This window comes from Bacteroides sp. 3_1_23, assembly GCF_000162555.1.
Classification (GTDB): domain Bacteria; phylum Bacteroidota; class Bacteroidia; order Bacteroidales; family Bacteroidaceae; genus Bacteroides; species Bacteroides ovatus.
Map to the genome: position 1 here is coordinate 119,651 of NZ_GG774954.1, position 23,370 is coordinate 143,020.

Annotated in this window: 15 protein-coding genes; 5 read left to right on the forward strand and 10 right to left on the reverse strand. The window is 40.4% G+C overall.

Annotated elements, in window-relative coordinates; genetic code table 11:
• Nucleotides 1-17: 17 nt before the first annotated feature.
• From HMPREF9010_RS08335 to HMPREF9010_RS08315, 5 genes are all read left to right on the forward strand, one after another.
• Complete coding sequence (locus HMPREF9010_RS08335) at nucleotides 18-749, forward strand: hypothetical protein (RefSeq protein WP_008650033.1); 732 nt, start codon at nucleotides 18-20, stop codon at nucleotides 747-749.
• 12 nt (nucleotides 750-761) lie between these two features.
• Nucleotides 762-1,436, forward strand: coding sequence for a 16S rRNA (cytidine(1402)-2'-O)-methyltransferase (rsmI, locus tag HMPREF9010_RS08330; protein WP_008650035.1), 675 nt, complete (start codon nucleotides 762-764; stop codon nucleotides 1,434-1,436).
• 33 nt (nucleotides 1,437-1,469) lie between these two features.
• Nucleotides 1,470-2,327, forward strand: a complete 858-nt coding sequence (locus HMPREF9010_RS08325; protein WP_004326281.1) for a hypothetical protein — start codon at nucleotides 1,470-1,472, stop codon at nucleotides 2,325-2,327.
• Between the two features lie 92 nt (nucleotides 2,328-2,419).
• On the forward strand, nucleotides 2,420-3,112 hold the full coding sequence (locus HMPREF9010_RS08320) for a YjjG family noncanonical pyrimidine nucleotidase (protein WP_008650037.1): 693 nt from the start codon (nucleotides 2,420-2,422) through the stop codon (nucleotides 3,110-3,112).
• A 61-nt stretch (nucleotides 3,113-3,173) separates the two neighbouring features.
• Nucleotides 3,174-3,824, forward strand: a complete 651-nt coding sequence (locus tag HMPREF9010_RS08315) for a MarC family protein (RefSeq protein ID WP_004306500.1) — start codon at nucleotides 3,174-3,176, stop codon at nucleotides 3,822-3,824.
• Between the two features lie 134 nt (nucleotides 3,825-3,958).
• Here the strand turns inward: HMPREF9010_RS08315 and HMPREF9010_RS08310 are convergent, their stop codons facing one another.
• From HMPREF9010_RS08310 to HMPREF9010_RS08265, 10 genes are all read right to left on the reverse strand, one after another.
• Nucleotides 3,959-5,536: an arylsulfatase gene (locus HMPREF9010_RS08310; RefSeq protein ID WP_032852824.1), complete on the reverse strand. Its 1,578-nt coding sequence runs from the start codon at nucleotides 5,534-5,536 to the stop codon at nucleotides 3,959-3,961.
• 72 nt (nucleotides 5,537-5,608) lie between these two features.
• On the reverse strand, nucleotides 5,609-6,283 hold the full coding sequence (locus tag HMPREF9010_RS08305) for a DUF3823 domain-containing protein (protein ID WP_004326276.1): 675 nt from the start codon (nucleotides 6,281-6,283) through the stop codon (nucleotides 5,609-5,611).
• A gap of 19 nt (nucleotides 6,284-6,302) precedes the next feature.
• Nucleotides 6,303-8,144, reverse strand: coding sequence for a RagB/SusD family nutrient uptake outer membrane protein (locus HMPREF9010_RS08300; protein ID WP_004306504.1), 1,842 nt, complete (start codon nucleotides 8,142-8,144; stop codon nucleotides 6,303-6,305).
• A 5-nt stretch (nucleotides 8,145-8,149) separates the two neighbouring features.
• Nucleotides 8,150-11,521, reverse strand: coding sequence for a TonB-dependent receptor (locus tag HMPREF9010_RS08295; RefSeq protein WP_004306505.1), 3,372 nt, complete (start codon nucleotides 11,519-11,521; stop codon nucleotides 8,150-8,152).
• Nucleotides 11,522-11,759: 238 nt separating this feature from the next.
• Nucleotides 11,760-12,767: a FecR family protein gene (locus tag HMPREF9010_RS08290; RefSeq protein ID WP_008650043.1), complete on the reverse strand. Its 1,008-nt coding sequence runs from the start codon at nucleotides 12,765-12,767 to the stop codon at nucleotides 11,760-11,762.
• 68 nt (nucleotides 12,768-12,835) lie between these two features.
• Complete coding sequence (locus HMPREF9010_RS08285; RefSeq protein ID WP_008650044.1) at nucleotides 12,836-13,429, reverse strand: RNA polymerase sigma-70 factor; 594 nt, start codon at nucleotides 13,427-13,429, stop codon at nucleotides 12,836-12,838.
• 364 nt (nucleotides 13,430-13,793) lie between these two features.
• Nucleotides 13,794-15,347 carry a SusD/RagB family nutrient-binding outer membrane lipoprotein gene (locus HMPREF9010_RS08280; protein WP_008650046.1) on the reverse strand — a complete coding sequence of 518 codons (1,554 nt, stop codon included), beginning with the start codon at nucleotides 15,345-15,347 and terminating at the stop codon, nucleotides 13,794-13,796.
• Between the two features lie 16 nt (nucleotides 15,348-15,363).
• A complete protein-coding gene (locus HMPREF9010_RS08275) occupies nucleotides 15,364-18,336 on the reverse strand; it encodes a SusC/RagA family TonB-linked outer membrane protein (protein WP_083792358.1) in 2,973 nt (990 codons plus the stop codon).
• 470 nt (nucleotides 18,337-18,806) lie between these two features.
• Nucleotides 18,807-20,219, reverse strand: coding sequence for a RagB/SusD family nutrient uptake outer membrane protein (locus HMPREF9010_RS08270; protein ID WP_004326264.1), 1,413 nt, complete (start codon nucleotides 20,217-20,219; stop codon nucleotides 18,807-18,809).
• Between the two features lie 20 nt (nucleotides 20,220-20,239).
• Nucleotides 20,240-23,275 (reverse strand): SusC/RagA family TonB-linked outer membrane protein, encoded by a 3,036-nt coding sequence (locus tag HMPREF9010_RS08265; protein ID WP_032852825.1) that lies wholly within the window; start codon nucleotides 23,273-23,275, stop codon nucleotides 20,240-20,242.
• Nucleotides 23,276-23,370: the final 95 nt, after the last annotated feature.

Sequence of the window (23,370 nt, forward strand, 5' to 3'; positions counted from 1 at the left end):
ATAAACAATGGACTGACATGAAACAGAAGCTATTAACAGATATTGAGTTGGATGTTCATGAGTTGAAGTATCTCATGGATTCATTTACCAAGGAGCCGACTCCGACTTTGTCTGAACTGTTGAAGCGGAGCATTACACGGATGCAGGGACGTTTGGACGAACTGCAGCAGGAGGTGGATGCTGTTCAGGTAATTTCTCCGTCAGCTGTGGAAGAGACAGCGGAAGAGGAGGATGAAGTTGCCGGGTCTGAAGAGGATTCCCCCGTGATTATACAATCTCTCGAATCGGTTGTTGTGAAAGAAGATGAGGAAGGAGAAGCCATTGTTGCGGAAGAGAAACCTGTCGTAATAGCGGCAGCTGCAGAGACAGCAGCAGCAGCAGCAGCAGAAGAAGAAGAAGAAGAAGAAGAAGAAGAAGGGAAAAAAGAGGAATCGGCAATTGTTGAGGAACCTGTCGTTGAAACTGTTGTGAAAGAGGAAGAACCTAAATCGGCTGTGTTGGGAGAAAGTCTCAAACTGTCTGCCGGCTTGCGACATGCTATCAGCTTGAATGATTCTTTCCGTTTTTCTCGTGAACTGTTCGGAGGCAACACTGATTTGATGAATCGGGTTATCGAACAGATATCAGTAATGAGTTCCTACAAGACTGCAGTCGCATTTCTGTCCTCGAAAGTCGAATTGAATGAAGAAAAGGAGGCGGTGAACGACTTTCTGGAGCTACTAAAGAAATATTTTAATCAATCAGTATAAAACAAAAACAAGATGGGAAAGCTATATGTGGTGCCTACGCCGGTAGGGAATCTGGAGGACATGACTTTTCGGGCTATCAAAGTCCTGAAAGAGGTCGATCTGATTTTGGCGGAGGATACACGTACTTCCGGTATCTTGCTGAAACACTTTGAAATAAAGAATGCAATGCAATCCCACCACAAATTTAATGAACATAAAACGGTGGAAAGTGTTGTTAATAGAATAAAGGCAGGTGAAACGGTGGCACTAATTTCGGATGCCGGAACGCCTGGAATTTCCGATCCCGGATTTCTGGTTGTTCGTGAATGTGTGCGCAACGGTATTGAAGTGCAGTGCTTGCCGGGAGCAACCGCTTTTGTTCCGGCACTCGTAGTATCGGGATTGCCGAACGAGAAGTTCTGCTTCGAGGGATTTCTCCCCCAGAAGAAAGGACGGCAGACACGACTGAAGACATTGGCGGAAGAACACCGCACGATGGTGTTTTATGAATCACCCCACCGTCTGTTGAAGACGTTAACACAGTTTGCCGAATATTTCGGTGCTGAACGTCAGGCAACCGTGTCGCGTGAAATATCCAAACTCCATGAAGAAACAGTTCGGGGCAGTTTGGCTGAATTGATAGAACACTTTACCGCTACCGAACCCCGGGGCGAGATTGTGATAGTATTAGCAGGAATAGATGATTAAATAACTTCATTAAAAAACGTAAAACGTAAACGTATGAAAAAGTTAGCTGTTTTATTTGTATGCGTAGCCTTGTTGGCTTCGTGTGATGGCTTTAAAGGTGGAAGTAAAGACCTGAAAGCTGAAAATGATTCTCTTTTGATGGAACTGAACCAGCGCAACGCTGAACTGGATGATATGATGGGGACTTTCAATGAAGTTCAGGAAGGTTTCCGTAAGATCAATGCTGCCGAAAGCCGTGTTGACTTGCAGCGTGGAACCATCACTGAAAACTCTGCCAGTGCCAAGCAACAGATTGCTTCTGACATCGAATTCATCTCCAAGCAAATGGAAGAAAACAAAGCGCAGATTGCAAAGTTACAGGCACAGTTGAAGAATAGCAATTACAATTCTGCACAGATGAAAAAAGCTGTTGCCGCTTTGACTGCTGAATTGAACGCTAAACAACAGCGTATCGAAGAGCTTCAAACAGAACTGGCTTCCAAGAATATCCGTATTCAGGAATTGGATGCTGCTGTCAGCGATCTGTCTGTAGCAAAAGAAACTCTGGCCGCAGAAAACGAAGCGAAAGCTAAAACCGTTGCAGAACAGGAAAAGAGCCTGAATGCTGCCTGGTTCGTATTTGGTACTAAATCTGAATTGAAAGCTCAAAAGATTCTTCAGAGCGGAGACGTGTTGAAGAGCGCTGATTTCAATAAGGATTATTTCACGCAGATCGATATCCGTACAACCAAAGAAATCAAGTTGTACTCTAAACGTGCTGAATTACTGACTACTCATCCGACCGGTTCTTATGAATTGGTAAAAGATGATAAAGGCCAGTTGACATTGAAGATTACTAATCCTACTGAATTCTGGAGTGTATCCAGATACTTGGTTATCCAGGTAAAATAAGGTAGATATCCCTTTTGAATTGCCAATGTGCTGATTCCTGGATTCAAGAAATTAGCACATTGGCTTTTTTGTTTCTTATTATATAACTACTGATGAAATATAAAAATCTTTTTTTTGATCTTGATGATACCATCTGGGCTTTTTCTCAAAATGCTCGTAACACCTTTGAGGAAGTATATCAGAAATATTCGTTCGACCGCTATTTTGATTCATTCAATCATTATTATACTCTTTATCAACAAAGAAATACCGAACTCTGGGTTGAGTACGGTGAAGGAAAGATAACGAAGGATGAATTGAACAGCCAACGTTTCTTTTATCCTTTACAGGCCGTGGGAGTGAAAGATGAAGCGCTCGCTGAACGGTTTTCGAGAGATTTTTTCGCTATTATCCCTACTAAAAGTGTTTTAATGCCTCATGCAAAGGAGGTATTGGAGTATCTTGCTCCCAAATATAACCTCTATATCCTTTCCAATGGGTTTCGTGAATTGCAATCACGTAAGATGCGTTCGGCAGGAGTGGACGGGTATTTCAGAAAGGTGATTCTCTCGGAAGATCTCGGAGTGCTGAAGCCTTGGCCGGAGATATTCAATTTTGCTTTGTCTGCTACTCAATCCGAGTTGCGCGAATCCTTAATGATTGGTGATAGTTGGGAAGCGGATATAACCGGAGCGCACGGAGTAGGGATGCATCAGGTTTTCTACAATGTGACAGAACGGACAGCTTTCCCTTTCCTCCCTACTTATCACATCTATTCCTTGAAAGAATTAATGGATTTATTATAGGTTTTCTGGATTAAGTCGTATTTTTGTTGCGTTTTAGTTTTGCATAAAATACGATATAATCATGGATAGTACGCTTCTGCCTTTCGCCTTACTTTGTTTCACTTCATTCTTCACGTTGACCAACCCGTTGGGAACGATGCCTGTCTTTCTTACCATGACTCATGGTATGACGGATAAAGAACGTCAGTCTATCGTACGTCGTGCTACTATTGTGTCGTTTATTACATTGATGGTATTTGTCTTTGCCGGGCAGTTTCTTTTCAAGTTCTTCGGTATCTCTACCAATGGTTTCCGTATTGCCGGTGGGGTGATTATCTTCAAGATAGGCTTTGATATGCTTCAAGCCCGCTATACACCGATGAAGTTGAAGGACGAAGAAATCAAAACGTATGCGGATGATATCTCTATTACTCCTCTCGGTATTCCTATGTTATGCGGTCCCGGAGCGATTGCCAATGCAATCGTTTTGATGCAGGATGCGCATTCTTATGAAATGAAGGGGATATTGATAGGTACTATCGCCCTGATTTATCTGCTGACTTTCTTTATTCTTCGTGCTTCCACGAAATTGGTAAAAGTCTTGGGTGAAACGGGTAATAATGTGATGATGCGTCTTATGGGACTGATTCTGATGGTGATTGCAGTGGAATGTTTCGTTAGCGGATTGAAGCCGATTCTGGTAGATATTGTGAGGGAAGGAATGATTCCTTGATGAATAAGAATATGAGGGACGGAGAGTTCCTATAATGAAACTTGCCTCTGTTACAAAAAGATTTGTAGCAGGGGCAAGTGCTTTAAGATACGGTTTTTAGACATTTTGCATGTCTTTATGTTACCTTTCTGTGGCTATTTTCCTTTGGGATATACATAATGTGTATTTGCCCATTTGTTCCATTCGTCTACCAGTTGTTTTAGAATCTTGGGGTTTTCTCTGGACAAATTAACCCGTTCTGTACGGTCTTTCTCTAAGTTGAAAAGTTCCCATACTTTAGAGTTCTGGTCTTTAACGGCTTTCCAGTTTTTCCACCATACTACACAGTTGTCAAAGTGTTCACCAAAAATATATTCGTGCAATTCGGTGTCTGTATTGGTTAGTATCGGTAGCATGCTTGCGCCTTCCAAAGGAATGATCTCATTTCCTCCATGATAAGTCTTCGGATAGGTCGTTTCCGCTGCATCGATGAAGGTTGCCATGATGTCAGGCAGGAAAGCTCTATTGTGTCTTATCTCGCCATTGTATTTTGCATACTTGTCGGGCCAGGAAATAATCAATGGAGTGGAGGTCCCGCCTTCATACGCTCTTACTTTATACTTACGGTATGGAGTATTGCTAACCTGTGCCCATGGCAGGCCATAGGATGGATTTACCCATTCATCCGGATTGTTAATCATATCGATGGTTCCGAAACCTTTCTCACGATGAGGCTCGGCACATGCACCATTATCCGACAAGAAAATAAGTAAGGTGTTATTCAGCTCCCCTTTTTCTTCCAGGTACTTTATTAACCGTCCCACATTATAATCCATGCAATGAACTTGTGCCGCATATACTGACATTCTTCTATCCAGTTCTATTTGTTCATCTTCGGTCAGTTCGGACCATTGGCGACCCTCCCATTGAGCAAGATCCCAATTTTTGTCTACCAATCCCATTTTAATCATACGTTTCAAACGGGCTTCACGTACTTTCTGCCAACCTTTCCGGTACTTGCCTACAAATTTGTCTATATCCTCCTGTTTAGCATGTAACGGCCAATGGGGAGCGTTGTATGCCAGGTAAAGGAAGAACGGATTGTCATCTTTGGGGCGTTCGTCGACAAATTTAATCGCATAATCAGTAAATGCGTCAGTAGTGTAATAAGGTTGTTCCGGTGGAGGCAACTGTTGATTGTCTAAAGTCAGATTGCGATCTCCATGAGGTTGCAGATAACTGCAAGCTCCTGACAAGATACCATAAAAATGATCAAAGCCACGTTGCAACGGCCATTTTTCCTGTCCGTGCATGCCTACATGCCATTTCCCCGACATATAGGTGTGATAACCGGCTTCTTTCAGCACTTCTGCTATGGTGACCGAATTACGGTTCAAGTATCCCATGTATCCGTGCACTCCATGATCTTCGGCAGAATGAGGATCTTCGGACATCATTCCGATACCTGCCTGTTGGGGATAAAGTCCGGTCAGTAGACTGGCACGGGAAGGGCAGGAGCGTCCTGTGTTGCAGAAATGGGTAAAGCGTACTCCTTTTTTTGCCAGATTATCTAGATTGGGCGTAGGAATTTCTCCTCCGTAGCACCCTAGATCGGAATATCCCATATCGTCCACCATGATTAAAACAATGTTGGGCTTTGGGTCATTCTGAGCTGCTGCATGTAGGGACAGTAAGGATGCAGTTCCCATTAATAACATGTTTTTGTTTGTCATATAATTTTGTTTTATTTTTTTTGTCAGTATATTTATTTAATAAATATACTGACAAATTATTTCTTAGATGAATTATTTCAGTCTGAAAATTTCTGAATAGACAGCTTGGTCCGCTCCGTTCGCTTTTACACCGATGCGGGCGAATAGGGCTTTGGCTGACTGTACATTCTGGTTACTCGTAATATCCAGCGAAATATTTGTTACTCCGGGATTTATATTGGATAAATTTTGCCGGGCTATATTCGTGTTCTCGTCAACAAAAGTTGTTTTGCTGACGAGTAGCATTGCCTGGCTTATCTTGGCATCCTGTACTATTTGCTGTATATTGCACGTGCCGGATACGATGTTGTTATCTAATGTGATATTTTCGTCTGATATTGTAAAATAAGGGGTGACTTTTACTTCACATTGTGTTTTTCCTTTTACTTCCACATATATGGTATCGCGGTTATTCACCCAGGGACCGTTTTTGTCTTTAGTTACCAGTTTGTACGGACCATCGAAAAGTACTGCAGAGAAAGTTCCGTCCTGTGTGGCATACACGGTGATAGGATCATGGTTGGCATAACCATCCTGATACAATTGTAGTTGAATACCTCCGTTTGTACCTTTCAAACCGAGTTGTTTTCCCTCATACGTGATTTTCCCTTCCAGAAATGATTCGGGTTCGTCGTAATTGTCTAAACCGCAACTTACGGCAAGCAGGGAAAGTGAAAGCAAAGAAAATATAGTTCCTATTTTTTTCATTGTTTTACAGTTTTATGTTTTACTGATACGGATTTTTCACTAATAACGGGTTCTTGTTGAGCCAGCTGTTATCGAAGAAGTTATAATAGTTCTTCATCTGGAAATAGCGGGGGTAAGGAACCATGTAGGCTTTCTTTTTGTCGAATACCCACATCTTGTCATTGGCGCTGCCCGGATCATTAACCTGATAAGGGAATAGTTCGTAGAGCTGCGCATCCGGATTTTCCGAATTACCATCCCAGATTTCGTGAGCCAGGCGCCAACGTTTCAGATCCCAGTAACGATGATCTTCCAATGCAAATTCCACCCGGTATTCGTGGACAATATCTTCAAATGTGATTGATTCCAGTTCGCTGATGCCGGCGCGTGCACGAACAGGATTGATGTAGTTCAACGGATCATCTTCTCCGGTTTTATTGAGCTCATAAGCAGCCTCACAAGCTATCATATATGCTTCTGAAATACGGAAACGAGGATACCACATGGTACTCATCTTCGAATTGGTAGAAGCACCGATGGTTTCGTCCAGGAATTTGCGGAAGAAGAAACCTGTTTTGTTTATACGGATTTCATTTGATTCCATTGGTCCGTTGATAGAAGTTATCAGGCGGTTATTGTCATCGTAAGAATCGGCTTTACCTATGATTTCTTTCCAATTTCCGTTTCCGTCGGGCACTTTCTGACCGGCTTGCAACACTACTTCACTACCTCTGAATTTGGCTCCCGGATAAAGTACGGTTCCCCACAACCGGGCATCTTTATTGGCAAAGGCATCTTCCGGCCGACTGTACATGATGTAATTTCCGGATTCATCCTTAACTTTGATTGTGCCGTCGCGGTTGTCTTTGTATTCAAATGCTTCTACCAGATTTAATACTGCGCCGGAATAACAACGTTCCTGATCTTCTGCTAGAGAAGCGGGAATATTCTTTTGTGTGAATCCATGGGTGGCTCCTGGATATGCATAATCTTTGGCCCAGATCACTTCATGATTATTCTCTTTGACACAGACTGCATTATAAAAATTCTGTCCCAGATCATTACGAACCGTTATGTCCAGGTTATAATAGGCAGAAGCTTGAGTTATCACTTCTTTGGCTGCTTCCAACGCTGTTTCGTAATATGGGGTAGCCATTTCCGCCGGAATACCGACTTCATTTCCTTCTGTGCGTATAGGAGCAACCATCTTATTATTGTAGTTGGCCAATGATCCTGCATAAACGGCAGCACGTGCCTTTAACATCAGGGCAGCCCAACGTGTGGCACGGGCGGCATTGGTGGTGGGCTTTGTAGGCAGGTAATCTGCGATAGTGGCACATTCATTGATGATATAATCGTAGACTTCTGATTCTTTGGAACGGGGAACAGCCAAACCTGAAACATCCATCCCTGCCTCATATTCGTATACGTTATCATTCACAATAGGTACACCGCCTAAACCTCTGCACATACTAAAATATGCCCAGGCGCGTAAGAAGCGAATTTCGCCTTCATATCGCAATTTCTCTGTAGATTCAAGTACGGTTGTAGCTCTTAATCCCGCCAGGAACTGATTTAAATTACGAATATATTTATATGGATAAACTCGCCATTGATTGTCACTGTATTCCTGCATGTTATCACGGCCACCATCAGTCACGCAACCGTCGTCCACTTTAGTAAAGCTGGCGGGAGTGGCAAAACTTTGTCCCCAATTCTCTGTATCTCCATAAAAACCGGCCAATACGGAGTTTATCATTTTAGCATCGCTGAAGATCTGGTCATTTGTCAATATCTGATCGGGATCACGATCTAAAAAATCAGAACAAGATCCTAATATCAAAGTTAAACCCAATAACAGGTATCCTTTTATATATTTCATTGCTTTTAGAATTTAAGTGTTAAACCCAGATTGATAATTCGCATACTCGGGTAAGCTGTTCCGTTACCGGCTGAAACTTCCGGATCGATAGGTACATTGGTGAGTGTAAACAGGTTCTGTCCGGCAAGATATAACCTTAGACTGTTAATTCTGCATTTTTGCAGCCACTCTTTGGGGAAGGTGTAACCAAATTCCAGATTACGCAGTTTTAAATAACGGACATTGTATTTCCAGAAAGAGCTATCCCAATAATTACTATGGTTATTGGCATTGTTTCCGATTAATAATGTCGGGTATTTGCCAGGAATCAATTCACTGTTTGCATCAAAGATATCAGATAGTCTCCATGTGTCTTCCATGTAGTAAGCCGGGTTGTTTCCATTATTGTTAAATGGAATCTTTTGGATTAATGACGGATTCCAGGTAGACATTCCCGCACCGGAGAAATCCAATGCTAAATCGAAGCCTTTCCATGCGAATGCAAGGTTAAAACCGAAGTTCAGAACGGGTGTGGAGTCTTCTTTGTATCCGATGGGGCGTTTGTCCATATCGTTGATTATGCCATCCCCATTCTGATCGACGTACTTGATATCACCCGGGCGTAATGTCGTATTTCCTTTCTGGTCATTGTCAATCGGCCACGACGCAATCTCTTTCCAACTTTGGAACTGGCCGTCTGCCTCGTATGCCCAGTTGACATTCCCGAAACGGTGCCATGTAGAATTACGATATTCATCCCATGAATTACTGAACTTAGGATTATACTGCTCCCAGTTGTAGAAACGGGAATAGGTGAAATTGGCACTGATAGAATAGTGAAAGTCATTGACCTTATCACTCCAACGTGCAAGCAAATCATATCCGGTATGAACATTAGAATTGAGATTTTCCTTGGGACGCTCAAAGCCCACTTCTTCCGGAAGTAATACGTCGTCACGGGAAGCCGGAATACCGGTTTTGATACGTCTGAAGAAATCTACGCTTCCTGATAAACGGTTATTCAGGAAAGCAACGTCGAGACCAATGTCCAGAATTTTAGCCTTTGCCCATGAGAGCGTGGTAACAGGCAGGTTTCGCGGGGTAGTACCAATGATATAGGAACCGTCGATTACTCCTCCTCCCTGTTTGTAATCGTAACCTGTCATGTAGTCGAAAGCACTGTAGCCGTCAACGTTGTCATCTCCTACCAATCCATAAGATCCCCGTATCTTTAAATCGCTGAAAATAGAAGCTATTTTTGATTCCTTCCAGAAGTTTTCTTCTGATATTCTCCAGCCTAATGAGGCGGAAGGGAAGAACCCCCAGCGATGATTGGGCGGGAATTTCCATGAACCGTCATAGCGTGCGGAGAAGTCTATCAGATATTTGTTGGCGTAGTTGTAGTTGAAACGTCCCAGCCAGCCTAAACGTGCTTCCGTATTGTTGCCAGTATCTTCGTATTTGTCAATCGTATCATAATAGATCAGATGCAATGAGTTGGAAGCCGGGATGGCATGGAGCCAAGACTTTGGAGTGTCTCTTTTTATTGCTTCGAAACCAATTACCGCATTGATGGAATGTGCTCCGAATGCTTTTTCATAAGCCAGTTGAATGTTTGAAGTCAACTCTTCCACATAAGCATTCGTCCTTTCCCTCCAGGCACTGGCACGCCCACCTACATCTACATATTCGTCCGTTGCTTCGTCATATCTATAGACACGATAGGTATATTCTTGATTGTTAAGTAATTCGCTTGCAAAATAATATCCGAACAAAGCTTTGGCTTTAAGTCCTTTGATAATTTCATACTCTGCGTTCAGGTTTAATTGGGCCATTCGCCAAGTGTCTTCAAAGGTTCCGCTTTTCTCAAAATTCAATAATCCGAAGTTTAAGCCATTGTCAGAGCCTACTGATGCCGGATAGTTAGGATTGTCATTGGCAAACGGACGGACAGTCGGTAGATTGCGGTAGGTAGCTGCTGTCGGGTTTGAATAGTCGTCAGTTCCCGGTACACCCGGATTTTTCAGCTGTTTGATACGTCCGTTCATGTTCATGCCGATTTTGAATTTATCAGTGACCTGTGCTTCGACATTCATTTGTACGTTGTATCGTTTCATACCGCCATAATTGCAAATGGCAGATTCCTGATTCATGTGTCCGACACTGAAATAATAATTGATCTTGTCCGAACCTCCGGAAACATTGGCATTGACATAATATTGCGGAGAAGTCACCCAGATGTAATCATACCAGTTAAATGGCACATAGCCTTTTTCTGTACCTTGACGCCATTTCTCCAGATCTTCTTTACTATATAAACGGGACGTTTTTCCCTGAATTGTTTCAGACTGTATGTAATTCTCTACATACGTTACGGCGTCTGCCGGTTCCGGTAAGCGTGATACATGTTGCCAGCCATAATAAGTATTTAACGTCACAGTGCTCTTGGTGTTTTTCTTTCCTTTCTTGGTTGTTACAACAATGACCCCGTTTGCAGCCCGTACACCATAAATGGAAGCAGAGGCATCTTTCAAAATAGAAATGGATTCGATGTCATTAAAATCAATGTTGTTGAACTGACCTTCATCGGACTGCACGCCGTCAATCACAAATAAAGGTGTTCCCATATTACGGATTTGCAGGGTAGTGGCATTTCCCGGGCGACTGTCTGCAGATCTGTAGTTCAATCCGGCTACCTTTCCGACCAGTGCTCCGGAAGTGTTTACCGCTGAAGATCTGCTTATATCATCAGCTCCTACGGAGGCAATAGCTCCTGTCAGGGTAGCCTTCTTTTGAGCAAGGCCAAAGCCAGTCACTACGACTTCATTTAATAATTTAGTGTTTTCTGCCATTATGATTTTGACATTTGTCTTTCCGGAAACTACGGCCAGTTCCTTAGTCTCATATCCGATATAAGATACTTGCAGTTGTGATTGTACCGGAACTTTTTCTAAGGAGAAGTTACCGTCAATATCAGTGATGACCCCATTGGTAGTTCCTTTCACTAACACGTTTGCACCAATTATAGGATTGTCCGCAGTGTCTACTACACGCCCTGTTATGCTCTGTAATTTTGTCTGTTGTGAAGGCAGGTCGTCAGATAATACAATCTGGAAATTAGGCTTAATCAGATAACTGAATGGAGCCTGCGAAGAAAGGTCCTTTAAAACCTTTTCTATACTGCTATTCTGTGCTTCGAGAGAGACTGGCTTATTGAGATTAGCCAACTCTTCATTATAGAAGAAACGATATTCACTTACTTTTTCTATCTGTTTTATCACCTTCTTCAGAGGTTTGTCTTTCATGGTGAGAGTGATCTGCCCCATGACACTTAGACTACTTGATAAAAATATAATAATATATAATATTCGAGAAAAGAGATGCTTGATGTTACTCATTTTATAGGAAATTAATCATTAAACAATAAAAAAGATGTAACTTTACAAGCTGAAAATCGGGTGTATATACCCTCTGACACTGCCTTCCGCCAGTTGTCAGTATCAGAGTGAGTTTCCAAGGTCCGATTTAAGCTTAAAGGAGATAGTCCTGACCTTGTCAGGCTATCTTTTTTATGTTCTACTGGAACTATTTCATACGCATTGAATTTTAAAGGTTAATAATTAGGAATATATTGGGTTACCTATTGCCTAGTATTATGGTATCTCCACGAGTATCATAAGTGATGGGAGAGGTTAGGCTAATCAGTTCGATTACATTATCAAGGCTATTGTTGCAGATCACTCCCGAGAAGCAATATTGCTTGATACGTTCGGATTTAAATGCTATTTGCACATTATACATTCTGTTAAGCAGTACGGCAATTTCTTCCAGTGTTTCTCCATTAAATACAAGATCGTTATTTCGCCACATTTTGGCATACGATGAATTGTCCGGTTTATGTATTGCCAGTTTGCCCGATCTTCGTTCGAATGTGGCATTTTCGTCAGGAGAAAGAATAACATTATCTCTATCGGAAGAAACACGGACCGAACCGGAGAAAAGTGTTGCGATGATTTGAGAATCTTCCCGGTAGGCTTTTACATTAAAAGTAGTTCCCAAAGCTTCTACATTCATTCCTGCCGTTTCTACAATAAATGGTTTCTCCTTATCCTTAGCTACTTCGAAATATGCTTCGCCTGTCAATGACACCACTCGTTGAGTGGCTCCGTAATTCGCATTGTAATGCAGTTGAGTATATGAATTTAGCCAAACGACTGTACCGTCCGGTAAGGTAATATTTGCCCGTTGTCCTTTTCCTGTTTGGACAAGATAGCTCTTATCCGTTACTGTGGGTTCTGTTTGAGAAACTGTATATAAATGACCTCCTATTCCTGCTGTTATGATTAAAAGAATGACTGCTGCATACTGAAATAAACGCCTGATTCGCATTGTCCGTTTCTGCTTTCGTCTATTCAACTCTTGTACGGCATTATGCATTTGACTTTTGACCCGTTCAAACATACGTCCTTGTACTTCGGCAATGAGCTTGTTATTAGAGCCTTTCCAGGTTTCCTGATAATAGTTGGATAACTGCTCTTTTGCTTCCTGACTGTGGAGCCAGTCAGATAGTATTTGTTCTTCATCCGGAGAGGTTTCTCCCCGCATAAAACATTCTAATAATAATATATTCGTATTCTTCTCCATGGGCTTTTATTATGTATATCTCCATGGAGCCAAGAATCCTTACAGGGTGCAAAGATTTTACTCTATATTTAACACGATTTAAAATTAGAAGAAAGAAAAAATAGAGCCAAAGCTACAATTTCATTGGCTAATTTAGAACGTAAGAAATGAAGGGCACGATATAATTGCGTTTCAACTGTTTTTTCTGACAAAGATAGTTGGGCGGCTATTTCTTTATTTGTCAGATGTTGTTTCTTGCTCATGAGGTAGATTTTCTTCCGGGAAGAGGGTAGCTGTTCTACCAGCTCGTCTATATATTCTTGTAGGGAGTCGGTGTCAACATCTATTTCAAAGTGCTTGTCGGCATCAGTTTGTTTGATTGAATCCAGAAAACGTTCCGAAAGTAGCCGTTTTTCTGTTTCCTTATATACCATGTTGCGTGCTATTGTGAAAAGATACGCTTCAAAGCCTTCTTCCGGTTTGATATCCTGATGTCTTTCCCAGATCTTCAGAAATACATTTTGAGTGAGGTCCTCTGCTAGTATTTTATCATATAGAAGGGAATGAATAAAATGAAATACACGGGGATTATATTTCCAGAAAATAGTGTCGAAAGCCTTTTCGTCACCTTGTTGTAGGAGTGATAAAGTGTGTGTGTCTATTTTCTCTAAAAAATGATCCATATATTTAGTGTCTTCAATCCTTTTCAGAGGAAGTTTAAAGAGTTATCATTCAAAAGCTACTTTGTTTATAGACGAAAATAAATACTCTTTATATTTAAAAAGTATATGTAAATAAACCCGTAAACCATTGGCAAATATAAGGAACATTTTTTATTTTGAATTACTTTTATAGAGAAAATGTGTTGGTCGGCAGGATGAATGAAAAGAGTATGCTCTATGAAATTACATGAAATAAGAAAGGGGGAGAGTGGGATTTTTGTATAAATAATAAAGGCTTTTATTATTATAATATAAAGAAATGAGACTGAATTCCCACCTTTCCCCTGGAGAATTCAGTCTCATTTATATGATTCAAGTCAATGGATTATCTGCTTCCGCCTGCCCACCAAACATTTTCACTATACACATATTGTCCATTTCCGTAAGCTGCTTTCACTTCGGCATTTGTTGTGGTGTCGCTATTGCCATAAGGACAACGTAATGGGAAAGAGTTTGGATTTTTTAGCTCAATAAAGTTTTCGCCTAGTCCTTTCATTCTGCGAACATCATTGTAAGATTCTGTCGCTTCTCCTGAGGCTCCCCATAATGCGAAGTATTTTTGAATCATTGTTGTTTTCAACGGTTCGGCTGTATATTTGGCTTCTATTGTATTGTCAAAGTAACTTTCGGCTTCAGTATCTGTAATACTACTTGCCGGGTTGATGAGCGTTTTGCCCAATTCCTTTCTTGAAACGCTAAAGCTATTTTCTGCATTTAACAATCCGGCTACTACAGCGTCTTTTAATGCACTTTTTGCATCACGTCCCAATCTGCATAGAGCTTCTGCTTCCAGGAACTTTAATTCATGATAGCTCAATAACAGTGTGGGTGCTGATATAGAATACATAAATAAAGAAGTCCCATACTTGGAAGTGCCTTGTTCCGGAGAACCGTTAGGCGCATATACGGCATTGTCAGCAGTTCCCGGGGCTTGTTCTTTTCCAGATGCACCTTGTTTAGTGATGAAAGCTCTGGACAGGCGTGGGTCGTTGTATTCTGCCAGTTTGCTTCTCATGCTTTCGCTTGCACCTAATCCGGCACGTGCCACAAAGAAACCGTAAAGCGGATTTATATTGTTGGCGTCATATACGTCGAATGCTGCTTGCTCTTCTGCACTTTCGAAAGAGTTATCCACATATTCCAACACCTTCTCCATGTCAGCGTCTTTGTTGGCAGATCTTTTAAGAAGGTGCATTGTGTAACGCGCTTTCAGACCATACGCCAACTTTAGCCATTTTTCAGCATCGCCCTGATATAACAAATCTTGAGCTCCCGGGTCTATCAGATCCTCTTTCTGCAAGTCTGCAATAGCATCGTCCAGGTATTGCATTGCTTGTGTATAGATCTCTTCTTGTTTATCCATTTTAGGAGTCAGGTAAACAGGAGAACCATTTTCGTCAACTAAGGCTGCCTGGCTGCATGGAGCATCTCCGAACATATCGGCTATCAATGCACAATTATAAGCAGCCAACACCTCTGCCATACCTTTGGTTGCAAAATTTCCATAATCTATTCCTCCCTCACTGCATTGATTGATAATGATACGGGCGGATTTCAATGTGGAATACAGACCATTCCATGTATTATTGAAAGTGGAAGATGAGGTCGGTTCGCTTTCTCTGGTTTCTGCATAATACAACTGGTTGTCAACACCTACTTCATATTCAATGTAAGCAGATAGATAAGTATTGAAATCACCTCCTGCGTTAGAGAAGGCGGTAGAGGTTATTACATCTGTCAGAATGAATCTTCCGGCCACGCTTTGCGTATGTCCGTGATCCTTATTGATTCTATCCATTGCATCTTCCGAACATCCGGAAAAGACAACTGATAAAACAGTAGCGGCAAAAATACCTTTAATTATATTATATGTTTTCATCTTTCTTTTTAGCTAATTAGAATTTTACATTAAATCCAAAACCATAGCTGGCTGTTCCCGGAAGAGAGAAACGTTCGAATGCACCTCCCATGTTGTCATTACCTTGTGAAGCTTCCGGATCGAAACCTTTCATTTCAGACCAAACCAAAATGTTGCGGGCAAAAACATTAACGTTCACATTCAGCCATTTCTTTGAGAAAACCGGATAACTTACAGATAATTCACGCAATTTGATATAAGAATTATCATAAATGTAAGATTCGTCAATTGATCTTCTTCTGGTGAAATATGCTTGAGCATCTGTTACTTTTATATCATTGGGGGCATAGATTGAATTACCATCCGCATCTTTTCCTGTTTCTTTAACAGCGTTTTCTACAATGAATTCGTTTTTACGCATATCACCTGATAGCTTGCTTACACCGTAATAGTTCATTTCACCTGCGGTACCACTATACATTTGTCCACCTTGTTTCCAGTCGAATACTGCGGAAATGCGGAACTTGTATAATTCAATGTTTGTATTGAAACCTAAACGGAAATCAGGAGATACAGTTCCAATCACCGCATCTTCTCCCTGCATAGGAAGTCCGTTCTGGTCTACTACAATCTTTCCTTCGTCATTACGCATGTAGCTTTTTCCATAAATTACAGGGAATTTGTCACCAATCCCGGCACGTACCTGTGGAGTTACAAATCCTCCTAGCATAATACTTTCTACTCCTGGAGCCAATTCGTCTACGTAATTGTCGATTTTGGAGAAGTTGAAAGCAAAGTCAAGCTTGAAGTTTTTGGTATCTACCGGAGATATGCCCAATGTCAATTCATGAGTGTTTGTATGAATCTTACCTCCGTTCATAATCATACTTGAGGCACCAGTCGAACCTGCCAAAGGAACTTCGAATATCTGATCTTTTACATTCTGACGTGAATAGGTGTAATTCAAAGTAACCAGTCCGTTTAAGAAAGTAAGATCAGCTCCCAACTCGTAAGATTTTGTATTTTGTGGTTTTAAGTTAGGGTCATACACCTTATAATATGGAATATAAGCCATTGCTCCATTAATTGGATAAACAATCGGATTTCCCATATAAAAACCACCACCATAAGATGGAGTATAGTAATAGCTTTGAGTGTAATCACCAGCCATACCAACTTCCGCATAAGAAGCACGTATCTTACCGAAGGTTAATATGTTATTCTTCAGGGGAGCCAGTTCTGTGAAAATGAATCCCAATGACACCGAAGGATAAGTGAAAGAACGATTGTCACGTGGCATACTTGAAACGATATCATTACGTATACTTCCGCTTAGATAAAGCATGTTTTTCCATGCTACTGACAAGTTTGCGAAATTACCAACAGTTCGTTTCTTGTTGTATAGGCTCTCATTAGAGAATACAGAAGCATTATTCAGATGATTCCAGCCCGGGAAATTGAAGTTCATGCTATATGCATATTCATATTTTGTCTTTTTATCAACAAACTCATTACCAATCAAAGCGTCCAACGTCCATTCTTCGTTAATGTTCCATGTATAGGCAGCAGTTAACAGTGAATTTAGCTCATTAACAGTGTAATGGTATTCTGAATCTTCACCTGTAGGCGCCCAAGTACTTCCATATCCGTAGATTTCAGAATAATTGGTAGTATAAGCGTCATCACCAATCTGGTATTTAATATCCAGTTTGTGGTTGTCAGTTCCAAATTTAGTGGTGTATTTCACGAAAGCATTTCCGAAGAAACGTTGTGAACGTTCAGAGAACTGGTTATTGTCAACTGCCCAATATGCATCGTCAATCCAATTGTCACGATAGGTATTTTGTGTGTAAGGATCGTCTTCTATGTGAGAAGGAATGCCGGCCATATTATAGCTGACGGGGGCATTGTAGATCGTAGCAACCACACTGGTATTGGCTGTAGACTGTTTGGAGATTTTTGAAGTTACGAAGTTTCCATTAAATCCGGTAGTCCAGTTAGGATGTAGTTGTGCTTCGGCTGACATTTTTACGTTATATCTATCCATACCGGTTGATGGAACGATACCATTACTGGTGGTGTTACCCAAAGAAAAAGAGTAGTTACCTTTATCGAATCTTTGAGCTACATTGACATTATTGCTCCATGATACGCCTGTATCAAAAAAGTCCTTCATGTTATTATATGCCTGTGGGGTAGCCCACGGATTCATGCCTGCAGCTGCAAGTTGGGGAACATAATATTTTCCGGACTGTTTGCCATATTGACTGGTGTAACTGTTGTCTGTGTTTCCTCCGTAGGTAGGATCGTTAGCTAATTCAGAAATCTTAGGACCCCATGCGAAAGGAGAAGATGGATCGAAAGTACCACTGGAACCTTGTGCATATTCTTGTTGCAGTTTCGGAAGAGTTGAAATCTTATCAAAGGAAAGGTTGGTACTGAAAGTGATAGTCGGTTTTCCTTTATCTGCTCCTTTACCACTTTTGGTGGTGATAACGATAACGCCATTGGAAGCTCTCATACCATACAAAGCAGAAGCGGCTTGTCCCTTTAATATATTGATACTTTCTATATCATTAGGGTCAATGTCGACAGCACGGTTAGCATAGTCCGTTCCATACGCTCCATCGGTAAGAGAAGTACTCACGTCTGCGGTAGATGCGATAGGCATACCATCGATTACATACAATGGAGTATTGTCTCCAGTGAAAGAACGAGAACCGCGAATCGTAATCTTTGAAGAAGCACCCGGCATACCTGATGATGGGGTGATGTCAATACCTGATACTTTTCCTTGTAAGGCTCCCGCTAAATCTGTATTAGCAGCACGTGTCAACGCATCCGATTTGACGTCTTGTACGGCATATCCCAATGCTTTCTTCTCACGTGAAATACCCATAGCGGTAACTACTACTTCGTCTAGCTTTTGGGCGTCAGCCTTTAATACAACTCTCAAATTTGGCTTAATAACGACTTCTTGTGTTTGCATTCCGATATACGAAATCTGCAAAGTCTTTGCAGAACTAAATATTTTGTATATTATTGATTATCAATGATGTAATATCTAATGTTTAGGCGTGGAGAGCTTTTTCTTTTCTTAATTAATGATACATATATGCTTAATTATTAGCTAATTAAATAAATTCGTTATTATTGCCAGTCTATATATGTAATACTTAATCTCTACCCAAAATGGACGTAATTATCTGATAATAAGTGTGATATTTATTTAGTAAGGGAATACTATATGAAGAAAATTGCAACAAACTAATTCTGACTAATATTCAAATGTTGATTATTAGTCAAGGTAAATATGACATTCATTGAAATTTTGCAAGCGAATTATTGTTTCTTACGTAAAACTACTTATGTATATATTTATAAATAATAAGACCTGCAATTTTAGAATTAATCGAAATTGCAGGTCTCATCTATTTATTTAAAACTTATCCTTATATGGAGGCAATATTAAAAAATGTTTTATCGAGGTAAATTATTACTCCATCCCTCTGTTTGTATAACTCCAAAACCTGAATTGACTTCAAAAGAAGGTATTGGGTACACAAATTTTGCGATGTTGAAATTAGTGTACGATCCATCTGCTACACTAATAATTTTACCTAATCTTCTTGCATCAAAGAAGCGATGTCCTTCTTGAACCAGTTCTAATTTTCTTTCTTTATCAATGGCATCAATAACCGTTTGATCCTCTGCTATTTCATTGTCATCCAAATCCGGATTTCTTTTGGAAGCTACTTCCAATAGCTTTTCTTTAGCTTTTCCATAATTAGGAGTTGACTGTTTTGCATATGCTTCTGCCTGTATTAAATACATTTCAGGCAGTCTGAAAACTGGTAAATTAGAAATCTGATTATTGGTTGTGATACCACGCATTTTTCCACCAGTCCACGTACCGCCAAGAAGCGCCAGCCGAATATCATTAGGTGAATATTCTGCTACTGTTGCGCTGTTAATAGACAAACCGTATTTATTCCATAAAGTATTCAGAGCATTAGCGGACAAATAATCATCTTCGGCTTTTGCTATAAAGAAAATGTCTTCTGTCGAAACAGCCAATGTCGTGTACATATTCTTATAGTCTTCTTTGGTTGATACAATTGTACCACCACTTAGGGTTATTGCCTCTTGAGCCGCTGTAATAGCCCCTTCGTAATTTTTCATATAGAGTTTTACGCGAGCTTCAAGTGCAGCAACTGCAGCCGTATTCATATACTGTTTACCTACATTTTCAACACCTTCTTTAGCATAATATTCTTTAGCTTTCGTTATATCATCAAGAATCAGGCTATAATTTTGTTCTACACTGACTCTTGACACCTGTGAATAGGCAGGGACGGGTTCAGTAATGTTTACGATACCTAATGTCGTTTTGTTGGCTTCCGAATATGGCAAACCAAACATGTTAGTCAAATAGAAAGAGCAGAGGGCTTTAATAGCATAGGCTTGAGCGATGCATCCTTCCACTTCTGCCAGATCCCCCTTTGTTACTTCTTTAAATGAAGTACCTTCTTTAATGATACGTGCACAACGGTCGATAGCCCAATATCCGTATGCCCATATTTCTTCTATGTATGAATTAGTATCCAGTATCTGATAGCGGAAGATGTCATAGAAATGAGACGTTGCAACAGAATGTGAAGTGATATCCGTTGGCGCATCTCCAATTGCTAATACATCACGTCCCAGAAAACGATATGAACCTAATGTGTAATATACACCATTTAAAGCATTCTGAAAATCTTGGGTAGTAACCAAGGCTTCTTCTGTCGGAACAGAAGTTGATGGCGTTTCTGTCAAGAAGTCATCGCATGCGGTGAATGAAATTGCCATCCAACCGGTTAATAAAGCAAATAATATTTTCTTCATTGTCATAAATTTCTAAAGTTATTTTTTTAGAAGCTAAGATTAAGACCGAACATGATATTTCTAGGTACAGGATATGCCCAAGACTGCATACCGGTAGATCTGGTTTGTGGATCAAATCCTATAAAATCTTTAGCAGTGATAGTGAACAAATTGTCAGCAGAGATATAAACTCTTAAATTGTCAATAGCCACCTTATTCATAAGGTTCTTCGGAAGAGTATATCCTAAAACCATGGATTTCATTCTTAAATAAGAACCATTCATTAAGAAACGGCTGGAATTAGTTTCTGCTCCCGAGTTGTCTCCAGCTACAAATTTGGGTACGTCGGTTATATCTCCCGGCTTTTGCCAGCGGTTGTCATAAACGTAGTTAGATACCGGGCCTAAGAAATAATGTCCAACCTGCATATCAAATGCAAATCCGGAGTTATATACTTTATTTCCCAAGGTGAAACTGGTATCAAAAGAGAAGTCAAAACCTTTGTATTTGAAATTCATTCCAAAGCCACCATAAAATTTAGGATCGGCAGAACCTACAATTCGCTGACCGGCCTCATTTACATTTTTTGTTTTCTCATCCCCTTCTTGTCCTTTATACCACATTGCTTCTCCTGTTTCAGGATCCACTCCTGCATATTCCGGCATATAGAACGTATTATACGCTTCACCAACTTTTCTGATAGTTAGAGTATTCTCAATTGGTTTTTCCGTGGCAAGTTTTATGATTTTATTTTTATTTGCCGTACCAGTGAAACGAACATCCCAACTGAAATCTTTATTTCTAAGTACGTTAGCGTTAATTAAGAATTCTATACCTTTGTTTTCCATCTCACCTACATTTTTCAGGATAGATCCGAATCCAGTTGTGTAAGAAAGTGGTACATCAAATATCATATCTTTTGTCCGTTGGTTATAATAGTCCACTTCGAGTGTCAGTCTTTCGAAGAAAACAGCATGGATACCGATATCGGCTTTCGCAACAGTCTCCCATTTAAGATCCGGATTGGCTATTTGGTAAGGAATAGCTCCAGGTTTGCCATTATAAGAATATCCATAATTATACAATCCCATTGCTGCATAATAACCAATATCCTGGTTACCTACAGTTCCATAACTACCTCTGATAGTCAAATCTGTCAACCAATTTTTGGTATTTTCCATAAAGCTTTCGTTAGAGATTCGGTATTTTGCTCCTATAGACCAAAAAGGAGCCCATTTGTTGTTTACACCAAATCTTGACGAGCCGTCATAACGGAAACTGCCTGACAGATAATATTTATCATTCAAGTTATATTCTGCATTCATAAAGAATGAAGAAAGAGTGCTTGCTTTGGTTGAAGATCCCGCCCCTGTTGGCTTGGAAGCATTGTCCAATTCAAAAACAGCATCACTAGGATATCCACTGGCAGCTGCATAAATTGTTCTATAAGATATTTTCTGTGCTTCTTGTCCCAACAACACATTCAAATGATGCATGTCTTTGAAAGTGCGGTTGAAGTTTACGGTATTGGTAATGGTCAAGGTTGTTGCTCTTTCCTGGTTTCTTTGACCAAGCATACCACTACCGGAATATTGAGGATTATAAATTGAACTGTAAAAGAACTCGTCCAAGTCAATCAAGCTCAATCCTGCATTTGTCTTCCATGTTAAGCCATCAATAATATTATAAGTAAAATATGGATTCACAACCAATGTAATCTGCTTTTGATTGCGTTTATCACCTTTTTCTTTATCGTTAATAGCTACAGGATTATAATTAACATTTGTATTATATGTTCCGTCTTCATTGCGCACCTGTTCAAACGGACGGATGTCATATACTGCTACAATAGGATTAGTATATTGGCTTTCAGTCATAGTGTTGTTTATATCGGAGAGTGCTCCATTCACAGAAAGTCCATATCCTATCCGCCCGCTTTTTCCATCTAAACTAATACGTCCGCTATAGCGTTTCATTCCAGTTCCGATGACGATACCTGTATTCTGAAAATATCCTCCACTAATATAATAGCGCAAATTTTCATTCCCACCTTGAGCACTGATATCATATTCTTGTGAAAAACCATTTTGCAGAATCTCCTTCAGCCAATCCACACTCTTGATATTTTGCGTCAAGTCCACATTATACCAATCCATAACATAGGCATTCAGCCATTCAGCAGAAGTCATGCCATCCTCACCGTCATATCCTGCATTTGTTAGTCCTTCGGTCCAGATCTCTTTGTATTTATCCAGATTTGTCGTACGATAATTATGATCTATCTTACCTACAAAACTAGTTCCGACTTTTGCATTCACATTAAAACGCGCTTTTCCCAGACTACCTTTTTTAGTAGTAACTACAATTACTCCATTCGCTGCACGAGCTCCATAAATAGCTGTAGCTGTAGCATCTTTCAAAACTGTGATGGACTCAATGTCGTTAGGATTGATATTAGCCATCGGACTTGCCGCCATATCCCCTGTTCCGGCTTTGTTATAAGCCCCCATTTTGTCTGTGTAAATGGCAATACCATCAATTACGTATAAAGGTTCAGTTCCAGAGTTCATTGAACCAACCCCACGAATAGTAGTAGAAGCATATGCACCAGGTTGTCCAGTCAAGCTATTTACTTGTAAACCAGCTACTGATCCTTCCAAAGACTTCATAAAGTTTGCATCTGTTTTTTTCATCAAGTCCTTGTTATCCACCGTTTGGGCAGATCCCGTAAATGCCGCTTTTTTAGTTACCCCATATCCGGTTACCACAACCTCATCTATTAGCTGTGCATCAGATTTGAGAACCACTCGCAAATTGGGCTTTATCGCCACTTCCTGCGTCTGCATACCGATGTACGAAATCTGCAAAGTCTTTGCAGAACTTGGTACATTTGACAAATTAAAATTACCATTTACATCTGTGATTGTACCTTGAGTGGTACCTTTTACCAACACAGAAGCACCAACAACTGGTTGCCCGTCTTCTTCAGAAATCACAACGCCTGTGACCTTTTGAGTCTGGGCAGTTACTAGGCCTATGCCCACAAAAAGGCATGCCAATAACAGCATTAATTTTCTTTTCATAAATTCTCTCTTAAAGTTTAACTTTACATTATTTGTATCTTTACTCTAACAATTTGCAAATATATTAATAAAACTGAAACTAGCAATTATATTAA

Coding starts and splice junctions, on each gene's coding strand:
- HMPREF9010_RS08335 (WP_008650033.1), top strand. CDS start 18: ATGAAACAGAAGCTATTAACAGATATTGAGTTGGATGTTCATGAGTTG.
- rsmI (WP_008650035.1), top strand. CDS start 762: ATGGGAAAGCTATATGTGGTGCCTACGCCGGTAGGGAATCTGGAGGAC.
- HMPREF9010_RS08325 (WP_004326281.1), top strand. CDS start 1,470: ATGAAAAAGTTAGCTGTTTTATTTGTATGCGTAGCCTTGTTGGCTTCG.
- HMPREF9010_RS08320 (WP_008650037.1), top strand. CDS start 2,420: ATGAAATATAAAAATCTTTTTTTTGATCTTGATGATACCATCTGGGCT.
- HMPREF9010_RS08315 (WP_004306500.1), top strand. CDS start 3,174: ATGGATAGTACGCTTCTGCCTTTCGCCTTACTTTGTTTCACTTCATTC.
- HMPREF9010_RS08310 (WP_032852824.1), bottom strand. CDS start 5,536: ATGACAAACAAAAACATGTTATTAATGGGAACTGCATCCTTACTGTCC.
- HMPREF9010_RS08305 (WP_004326276.1), bottom strand. CDS start 6,283: ATGAAAAAAATAGGAACTATATTTTCTTTGCTTTCACTTTCCCTGCTT.
- HMPREF9010_RS08300 (WP_004306504.1), bottom strand. CDS start 8,144: ATGAAATATATAAAAGGATACCTGTTATTGGGTTTAACTTTGATATTA.
- HMPREF9010_RS08295 (WP_004306505.1), bottom strand. CDS start 11,521: ATGAGTAACATCAAGCATCTCTTTTCTCGAATATTATATATTATTATA.
- HMPREF9010_RS08290 (WP_008650043.1), bottom strand. CDS start 12,767: ATGGAGAAGAATACGAATATATTATTATTAGAATGTTTTATGCGGGGA.
- HMPREF9010_RS08285 (WP_008650044.1), bottom strand. CDS start 13,429: ATGGATCATTTTTTAGAGAAAATAGACACACACACTTTATCACTCCTA.
- HMPREF9010_RS08280 (WP_008650046.1), bottom strand. CDS start 15,347: ATGAAAACATATAATATAATTAAAGGTATTTTTGCCGCTACTGTTTTA.
- HMPREF9010_RS08270 (WP_004326264.1), bottom strand. CDS start 20,219: ATGACAATGAAGAAAATATTATTTGCTTTATTAACCGGTTGGATGGCA.
- HMPREF9010_RS08265 (WP_032852825.1), bottom strand. CDS start 23,275: ATGAAAAGAAAATTAATGCTGTTATTGGCATGCCTTTTTGTGGGCATA.